The sequence below is a fragment of the Ancylomarina euxina genome, from assembly GCF_003863355.1.
Taxonomy (GTDB): Bacteria; Bacteroidota; Bacteroidia; order Bacteroidales; family Marinifilaceae; genus Ancylomarina; species Ancylomarina euxinus.
Genome location: NZ_QQWG01000032.1, coordinates 1 through 9893, shown reverse-complemented (window position 1 = coordinate 9893; position 9893 = coordinate 1). Strand labels below are relative to the sequence as shown.

The window sequence follows — 9893 nt, the reverse complement described above, 5'->3', positions numbered from 1 at the left end:
TTCAATTAATAAACACCAGCAAGCCACCCAGAATTGGTTTGCTTAAAAATATAAACAAATTTATGCGGCTTGCTTCCGTGAGATTTGAAAGGTTAATTCTTTTAAATCGCCCACGAAAACTTAGCAATACCGTTGTGTGCAACTTTAAGAGAAACCCTGCAAAATGATAAAATATGAATGTACTACCACAAATTATAGACAATAAAATTGACGTAAAGACTGATTTTCCCTTATTAGTTGAAAGGGAGATTGATTATATAAATGAAGCTAAAGGATTATTTGAAAGTGGATTTTATAGTTATTCATTATTAGCGATTTGGAATGGTGCAGTCAATAATCTTAAACGTAAAGTTGAAGCTTATGGTGTCGAGCTTTGGAGTTCTGTTGTAAAAGATGAATCTGGTCGAAAAAAATATGATAAGGATGGAGAGACTATTGCTGAAAGATGGAGCAATGTTGATGATTTAGTCCTTATTGCAGGAGCTACAAGACTTGGACTTTTAAATCCTAAAGCAGGAAAATCATTGGAAATGATAAACTGGATGAGAAATCATGCTTCCCCTGCCCATGATTCAGACAATAGAGTGGAGATGGAAGATGCCGTTGGTTTGATATTATTGTTACAGAAAAACTTATTTGAGCAACCTTTTCCAGACCCTGGACACTCAGTTTCTGCAATTTTTGAGCCGATAAAAAATAAAGCCCATACACCTGAAGAATTAAGTGTATTAAAAGACCAAATAGCATCTTATCGAAATCAAGATATTCGGAATGTTTTTGGATTCTTTATGGATTTGGTAACAAAAGGAGAAGAACCTGCAAAGTCAAATGTATTTGAATTATTTTCCGTTGTATGGGAGAAGTCAGGAGAAGACCTTCGCAAAGCTTTAGGAGTAAAGTACCATACGTATGTTATTGACCCCGATAGTGATGATAGTTCAGATAAAGGTGCTAAAACTAGAGTGTTTGAGTTACTTATTGTTCTTAATGCTGTGAATTATATTCCTGATGGCACAAGAGCAAGAATTTATAGAAGAGCTGCAGAAAAATTAGCAGAGGCAAAAAATACAAGTTATGGTTGGAGTGTTGAAGAATCAGCATCTAAAAACTTACTGCAATTAGGGACATTTGTACCTTCTGTAGCATTTGAAGAATTATACCAAGAAATTCTTGCCATATGGTGTGGAAATTATTGGGGTCGTTCTGATGGTTATTTATCATTAAAACCATTTATTGAAACATTAAATACTGATAGAATTAGGACTGTACTGAGAATGTTCCGAGATAATGAGAGAGTTCAAGAAGAATTATCTCAATCAAAACCATATAAAAAAGCGGTGGCATTATTAAAAACATTTGAAGATAAACTGACCCTTGAAGCACATAAACAAGAATTAAAAGAAACGATAGAATATTTAGATGACCTATAAAAAAGCAGCACACAACAATGTATAAAAAACATAAGTGGCTCAGTGGTTTACGGGACTTTGGAGCATTTAATCAGCTCCGCCAAATCTGCGATTTGACGGATTGTTTTAAAGCATTAAATTTGTGTCTAATCGCAAATTTGGCTCAGTGTAATTTGACAGTAAAGTGCTTCGAAATCACTTACGTTTCTTATACTTAACGTTAGGCACAATAATAAAAATGTAACAATGAAAAGATTGATAATTATTTTACTGATTGTAATAAACGTTTCTTGCTTTGCACAGACTGACTTGAAATTCGAACCAGAGAATATAAGAAAACAGTTTCTTTCTTATACACCTGTTCAAAAAGCAAACGTGCCAGATGAAGCATATAATTATGGAACCTTTATTGTTGGGGAAACAAAGAAGGTAATAAAAGACCTTTCGTACGATCTATCATACATTGATTATTTCAATATGATGTCTGCTTTTTTGAGTTTAAAAGAAAGTAAATCTAATGTATTAGTTGCATTTGAGAAATTTATAAACTCAGAAGGAAGTTGTGAATTCTTATTGGCTGCAGAATACAGTATTAAAAAAAATAGCAAATATGATGTTATTCGAGAATCTATAAATAAAGTAATATCCAAATGTAAATCTAAAACAGTAGATAATTCAGAGTTTAATGTTTCAGAATATTGTAAATCAGAACAATTAGATTATGATCTAGTTGAGAAAATTTACACGATTAATAATAATGACCAAAAATTTCGAAAAGGCACATCCATTGAGAAGCATCCTGAGCATAAAAAAGTAGATCGACAGAATCAAAAGCTAATTGATTCCTTGTACAGACAGCATAAGAAATATATAGGTTCGAGTTTAGTTGGTGAAAAATTTGAAAGTGTAATGTGGGCAGTTATCCAACATTCGAATTTAAAAATGATGGAAAAATATTTGCCGACAGTTCAAAAGGCAGTAGAAGATAAAGAATTAGATGTCGTTCCTTTAAAAATGTTGATAGATAGAATATACTCTCAAAAAGAAAAATATCAGATTTTTGGAAGTCAAATGGGAGTTGAAATGGCAAGTGAAGTAATTCGACAAGGTGTGATTGAAAAATATAACTTGGAATAATACTGTGCCTAACAAAAGCTAAATTTCATGGGCGCTGAGGAGTGGTTCGAAAGTTTAGTTCAATTAATAAACACCAGCAAGCCACTACAATTGGTTTGTTCAAAATATAAACAATTTTATTCGGCTTGCTTTCGTGCGACTTGAAAGGTCAGTTCTTTTAAATCGCCCACGCAACTTAGCAAGCCCGTTGTATGCCAGCAAATAAAAAAGAGCATTATAAGTAAATCAAGCACATTTAAATTTGCTCGTTCCTCACAAAATTAAAAGAGCTTTATCGTTCCGACACAGATATATAATGTGCCTTTAGGAGTTTCAACCCTAAGGCTTATTATGTAAGTGATTTTTATTGTCCCAATGCTTATCAAGTGCAATATTTTGTTTACTTTCATAGGTGCAAAAGAAAAAGAAGATGCTTTAGTGCTTAAAGAAGAAGGAACAGCGGGTACAAATGACCGATCAGTGGGTACAACTGATCAAACGATGGGTACAACAGGTGAAACGTTGGGTACAAATGGACAAACCATGGGTACAATAAGTGAAACGGTGGGTACAAATGACCAAACGATTATTTTTCAAGCATCTACCTTAATATGGATTCTATATTTCTATTTTTTAACTATAAATTCATAACAAAATGGCTACAATCAGACGTAGAACTGAAGATCAATTGATCGAAACTTATCGTGTATCATTAATGAATGTTGAAAACCAAACAGAAATAGCTACTACTATGGCTGAATACGGTTACGACTTAGCTACTATCACAAAAGGTAGAGAATTGTTAGGAGCAACTATCACAGCTTTCAACTTCAACCAACAAGAAGATAACGAAACTATCCAAGCCCGTTCCGATTTCGATGTCAAAGTAAGCTTAATGACAGAAAAATATGCATCACATCGGAGAAAAGCTAAAGTGGCTTTCCGTAAAGACGATGTAACTATGAAGCAACTTGGATTAACAGGATCCTATTCAAGAGCATACGTTAAGTGGATTGCAACAATGAAGACTTTCTATAGTGGAGTTCGTTCTAATGCAGCTCATTTGGCAAAGCTTTTAGTATTTAAAATCACCGAAGATGAAATTACAGCCTGTATAACAGAGATTAATGCGCTAGAAACAACTAGAACATTATATCTAAAAGAAGTAGGTGAGTCGCAAGAAGCCACAAAAGCTAAAGACAAAGCTCTTGCAGAACTTGAAGAATGGATGAGTGACTTTTACGCTGTTGCAAAAATAGCAATGGAGGACAAACCTCAACTTCTTGAATCATTAGGTCTATTAGTTCGTAGCTAATAGCAAGCATTTGCAGGCACATTGCCAAAGCCCACGTGCCAACGCACAAGCGAACTTTGGCAATAAGCCTGCAAGCATGTAATTTAAACTTGACTGAAGGGTATGCCAGCATACAACAAAAGCTAAATTTCATGGGCGGGGACGAATAGTTTGAAAGCTTAGTACAATTAATAAACACCAGCAAGCCACTTTAATTGGTTTGCGTAAAAATATAAACAAATTTATGCGGCTTGCTTCCGCGCGGTTTGACAAGATTATTCTTTTAAATCGCCCACGCAACTTAGCAAGCCCGTTAGCGGTTATCAAACAGCAGACTAATGATAAATCTCATAAAAATAGCCTATCTAACCACTAATCTAAATCAAATAAATTATGAACCGTATATTTTACACTCTTGCTTTTTTGGTACTTTTTCAGTTGAATTCATTCCCTCAGTTTTCATCTATGAGTAATTATTCAAATAAAGGTTGGGTTACTTCTTCCTGTGTGGAAGCTGATACAATATGGGCGGGCACCACAGGGGGGCTCGTAAAATGGTTAAAGGATGGCACTCTATTACAGACATATTCATCTACAGATGGTTTGATGCATAATTCTGTAACTTCTCTTGCCATTGATAAGGATGGAAACAAATGGATGGGTAGCAAGCATGGAGGTTTAACAATGTTTGATGGTAAGAATTGGACTGACTATGATGAAATGTATAGGACTGACCATGAAGTATATACTTTAGTTTTTGATGCTTACAACAAACTATGGTGCGGCACTTGGGCTGGTGGTGTATATTGTTTTGATGGTGAAAATTGGATTAATTATAGAGTAAGCAATAGTGGCTTGGTTAATGATTATGTGCATTCTATTGCAATAGATGCAGATGGTTCCTTATGGTTTGGAACTCAAAATGGGGTATCTCATTTCGATGGCAATACTTGGGTCTCTTATACAGCCAGCAATTCGGAGTTTGCAGTAAGAGCATCAGTTTTTTCGATTGCTATAGATAAAAATAACAACAAGTGGTTCGGTTTTTATGGAGGTATAGCAAAGTTTGATGGTACTAATTGGACAAATTATTTAGGTGATAAGTATCCGGACTTGGATGAAACGGGAATTATGTCCTTAGCTGTGGAAGATGACGCACTTTGGTTAGGAACTGAGCACAATCGCATAATTAAATTTGAAAATAATATAACGACCGTTATTAGTGATGGTAACTCTAAATTATTACCTGGTAGAGTACAACACATAAACATCACAGAAAATGGCGAAAAATATTTTTCAACTGGGGATTTAATTACTGAAGGTGGTGTTTCGAGATATCTTGATGGTAATTGGAAGGAATATTCAACCGTAAGTCCCTTTTCCCATAATTATATTATGTCCCTGTGCGAAGACAATCAAAAGAACATTTGGGTAGGAGATTTTGGTGGTGGTGTATCAATGTATGATGGGGAAAATTGGATAAAACATACTTCTCTTGGTCGTGTTAATGCAATTAAGACTGATAAAGCAAACAATATATGGTTTGCTACCAATAGTGGCTTGTGGAAATACAATTGGAATGAATGGATTCAATTTACAACTGAGGATGGTATACCGGGTAGTAGTGTGCGTGATATAGCATTTGATGATGATGGTAATTTGTGGCTTGCATGTGAGTATTATGGTGCAGGAAAGTTTGATGGAGAGAATTGGATAAAATATACCACTTCTAATTCTGGTATTTGTGACGATGATTTAAATATTGTGACTGTCGATGCTGATAATAATGTGTGTTTTGGCTCAAATAATAAGGGGATTTCGGTATTTGATGGAGAAACGTTTACAAACTACGATCAAAGTAATAGTACTTTAACTAATACTTACATACATGCAATTGAAATTGATGTGCTTGGGAATATGTGGGTGGCTGATCATGGGGATGGAGTCTCGAAGTTTGATGGGAATAAGTGGGTGAAATTTGATACTTCTAATTCGGATATTTATCAGAATGGGCTTTATTCTATTGAATGCGATAAAAATGGATTGATGTGGTTTGGTCATACTGCTGGTGGAGGTGTATCTGTATATAATGGTGAAAATTGGAGGCACTATGACAATCATAACAGTGATTTAATCAATGACTACGTATATACCATATATTGCGATAGCGAAAACAACCTCTTGTTTGGTACTTGCGGCGGATTCTCAAAAGGAGCTTTTACTTGGTATGAACCTGAATTGAGCCTGTCTGTAAGTTCGCTAACAGTTTCGGCTTTAGCTTCTAGTACAGCTACATTTGATATCACTTCAAATACAGACTGGACTGCTGCAAGTGATAAAACATGGTTAAAACTTAGTGAATCAAGTGGCTCAGGAAATGTCACCCAAGTACTAACCGTTTCAGAAAACTCTGCTTTTGATATTAGAGAGGCAACAATTACAGTTTCAGGGACTGATGTAGAGGCTAGAACAATTCATGTTATCCAAACTGAAGCTTCTTATTTGACTCTTTCAAGCACCTCGCTAACAGTATCTGCTCCTGTTAACAGCACAAATACCTTTGATGTTAATTCAAACATATACTGGACAGTTGTAAGTGATAAAACATGGTTGACAGTTAGCGATGACAGTGGCTCTGGGGATGCCACCCTGGTATTAACCGCAGCGGAAAATTCTACATACAACATTAGAGAGGCAACAATTACAGTTTCAGGAACTGGTGTAGAGGCTCAAACAGTTCATGTGACACAATCTGATATCGTTACTGGAATTGCTGATTTTGAAAATGAAAATTTTACAATTTATCCAAATCCAGTCAGTGATATCCTTTATTTAAATGCAATAACAGATAATGTAATCGTTACAATTGCTGATTTAAGCGGTAGAATATTACTCAATAAAAAGATTATAAACAATAAGATTGATATTCGAAATTTACAAAAAGGAGTATATATGATACGGGTTAACAATAACAATAGAATTATGACAAGAAAATTTATGAAAAAATAAAACAACCGCTAACAAAAGCTAAATTTCATGGGCGGTGATGAGCAACTTGAAAACTTAGTTCAATTAAGAAACACCAGCAAGCCACCTAGATTGGTTTGTTCAAAAATATAAACAAATTTATGCGGCTTGCTTCCGCGCGGTTTTAAAGGATTATTCTTTTAATCGCCCACGAAAACTTAGCAAGACCGTTAGGCACTATTTAACGATCTCTGAGCAAACTAGGACTAATTAATTAAAAGATATGGAGTTTAATGGTTTCATATACACCTACAAAAATGAACGTAAATTTTTAGAAATTACGGATGACCCTAATCGCACAGAATTTGCGATTAAAGGGCATGATTACGAAAAATTTCAATTTAGAGGTACATGGATTGTATCCACGAACTATAATTATTTAAAAACAATAAATCTTAGACCATATATAGTAAAGTCAAATGTATTTGCAAAGATTTTAATATCAACTAAAGAAGAAAATTTAAAATTTGACTTTTTAGAAAATGGTAAATTTAAGAAACAGATAATAATTAAAAATGGAGTTGTTGTTCAAAAGTTTGGAATTTCAGAAGACATTTCCAACTTGACTTTTCTAGAAATAACAAATAATTTATTGAGGGAGAATATTCATCTTAGTTTAGACGAACTTGATTCCGGTAATAATAATTTTAAAAATCAGAATTATTCTCGGCCTTCAGTCAAGAAAAGTACAATCTGGGTTGAACTGTATTTACTATCATATATTCCGAGAATCGTCATATTTATTGTGTTCTCTCCAATATTATCATTTTTTTTAATAAAAGTTCTTATTTCAGCAATTGGTTCAGGAGAAATAGAAACCAAATACTTGATTATTCTAATTTTGATTTTACTGATATTTCTTGCTATTCCAGCCTACTTTAGCATTTTAGCATTTAAAGAAATTAAAAACTATGTTTTATTAAAGACTAGATTGCATAATGACGATAAATTTAAAAACAGTGCATAACAAAAGCTAAATTTCATGGGCGGTGATGGGTCGCTTGAGAGTTAGTTTAATTAATAAACACCAGCAAGCTACTTTAATTGGTTTGCTCAAAAATAAGGTTAGAATGAAACAGGTTGAAGATGAAAGTATTAGTTCGTTACTGTCAGAATTAGGGTTAGTGTTTTTTTTAGGTCAATCGGTAGAATCTAATCTTGTTATATTATTAGGTATGGCTAAAAAATCAGGAGAGTTAAAATCTGATAAATCCGTACGAGAATTAATGACAATGTATTTTTCTCGAACAATGGGAAATATTAAAAAAAGCGTTTCAGAACTAATTAATATTAATGAAGATCTTGAAGAGATACTTAAAGTTGCATTGGATTCAAGAAATTGGTTAGCACATAGTTTTTATAGAGAATATGCCCCTTCTGCTTTTGATGAAAATTATAGAAACAAAGCTAAGGTGGTTTTAAATAAAGCTAAAGAAATATTTGAGAGAACAAATGAATTAATAATTGTTGAAATAGAATTACAAAGTGCAAAATGCGGTTTCTCCCAAGATAAATTGAATCAAATGAGAACTGATGGAATGCAAAATTATATTGCTTGCGAGAAAGCTCCTAATGAACTGTGGGATGAATCATTAAATAAAACTTCTTGGCAAAATTATGAAATATAAACAGTGCCTAACAAAAGCTAAATTTCATGGGCGGTGATGCTAGAATTGAAATTTTAGTTCAATTAATAATCACCAGCAAGCCAATTAAAATTGGTTTGCTTAAAAATATAAACAATTTTACTCGGCTTGCTTTCGTGCGATTTGAAAGGTCAGTTCTTTAAAATCGCCCACGTAACTTAGCAAGACCGTTAGGCACAATAAAATAAAGAAATGCAAAGAATAACAATCGTTTTACTCCTAATTTTAAACTTTTCATGTTATGCTCAAAATGAAATTCAATTTGAATATAATAGTCTTGTGAATCAGTTTATGTCATATCAACCTGTTCAAAAATCAAACGTATCAGATTTAGATTTTAATAAAGGTATTATGCTAGTAAGGGAAACAAAAAAAGCATTACAAGACAATCCCAACAATGTTACCTATGTTGACTATTTTAATATGATGTCAGCTTTTTTAAGCTTAAAAGAAAGTCAAGCTAATATAATGGTTGCATTTGAAAAATTAAAAAATGCTGACGGTAGTTGCGAGCTTTTTTTGTACACTGAAAAACATATTGAAAATAATCCGAAATATGATATTATCCGAGAAGCTTATAATAAAGAATTATTAAAATGTAAATCTAAAACTACTGAAGAATTAGAATTTAATATTTTAGAATATTGTAATACAAATGACTTAGATTATGATTTAGTTGAAAAGATAGTATTGATAAATGATGCTGATAAAAAATATCGCAAAAGAAAAACTATTAGAGATTATCCCGAACATAAAGAACTTGACATACACAATCAAGCACTAATTGATTCATTATACGCTATCCATAGAACATATATAGGAAAGAACCTTGTAGGCGAAAAGTTTGAAAACGTAATGTGGTCAGTAATTCAGCATTCTAATCCTGAAATGATGGAAAGGTATTTGCCTGTAGTTCATAAAGGAGTAAAGGAAAAACAAATAAAGGATTTGCCACTTAAAATGTTAATTGATCGATTTTATGGTCTGAAATACGGATATCAATTTTTTGGAAGTCAAATTGGGTTTGGATTTAAATCAGCTGATGAAGAGACTAGAAAGAAAATAGAAATCAAATATGACCTGGAATAATTACTGTGCCTAACAAAAGCTAAATTTCATGGGCGCGGATGAACGGTTTGAAAGTTTAGTTCAATTAAGAAACACCAGCAAGCCAATTAAATTGGTTTGTTCAAAAATATAAGCAAATTTAATCGGCTTGCTTCCGTGGGTTTTGATAGGTTATTTCTTTTAAATCGCCCACGCAACTTAGCAAGACCGTTAGCCACAAGGCAAAAAAAAAGACCCAAGCAATCAAGCTCTTTGAATAAACGACAGTGTAACTTGAAGGGAATTTATTTTGTTTTTTCCCCACGCGCCGCTATTTGAAACTGTAGTGCGAAT

Annotated in this window: 8 protein-coding genes; all 8 read left to right on the top strand. The window is 33.4% G+C overall.

Features of this window, described 5'->3' with window-relative positions; all coding sequences use genetic code 11:
* The first annotated feature begins 173 nt into the window (after positions 1-173).
* A complete protein-coding gene (locus DWB61_RS17130; protein ID WP_125032165.1) occupies positions 174-1430 on the top strand; it encodes a hypothetical protein in 1257 nt (418 codons plus the stop codon).
* 225 nt (positions 1431-1655) lie between these two features.
* Entirely contained in the window at positions 1656-2546 is an 891-nt protein-coding gene (locus tag DWB61_RS17125; protein ID WP_125032164.1) for a hypothetical protein, read from the top strand.
* Positions 2547-2900: 354 nt separating this feature from the next.
* Entirely contained in the window at positions 2901-3176 is a 276-nt protein-coding gene (locus tag DWB61_RS17120; protein WP_125032163.1) for a hypothetical protein, read from the top strand.
* 4 nt (positions 3177-3180) lie between these two features.
* Positions 3181-3840 (top strand): PQLLE family protein, encoded by a 660-nt coding sequence (locus tag DWB61_RS17115; RefSeq protein ID WP_125032162.1) that lies wholly within the window; start codon positions 3181-3183, stop codon positions 3838-3840.
* 372 nt (positions 3841-4212) lie between these two features.
* Positions 4213-6828, top strand: coding sequence for a two-component regulator propeller domain-containing protein (locus DWB61_RS17110; RefSeq protein WP_125032161.1), 2616 nt, complete (start codon positions 4213-4215; stop codon positions 6826-6828).
* A gap of 241 nt (positions 6829-7069) precedes the next feature.
* Positions 7070-7813 (top strand): hypothetical protein, encoded by a 744-nt coding sequence (locus DWB61_RS17105; protein WP_125032160.1) that lies wholly within the window; start codon positions 7070-7072, stop codon positions 7811-7813.
* A gap of 103 nt (positions 7814-7916) precedes the next feature.
* Positions 7917-8474: a hypothetical protein gene (locus tag DWB61_RS17100; RefSeq protein ID WP_125032159.1), complete on the top strand. Its 558-nt coding sequence runs from the start codon at positions 7917-7919 to the stop codon at positions 8472-8474.
* A 210-nt stretch (positions 8475-8684) separates the two neighbouring features.
* Positions 8685-9581: a hypothetical protein gene (locus DWB61_RS17095; RefSeq protein ID WP_125032158.1), complete on the top strand. Its 897-nt coding sequence runs from the start codon at positions 8685-8687 to the stop codon at positions 9579-9581.
* The last annotated feature ends 312 nt before the right edge of the window (positions 9582-9893 follow it).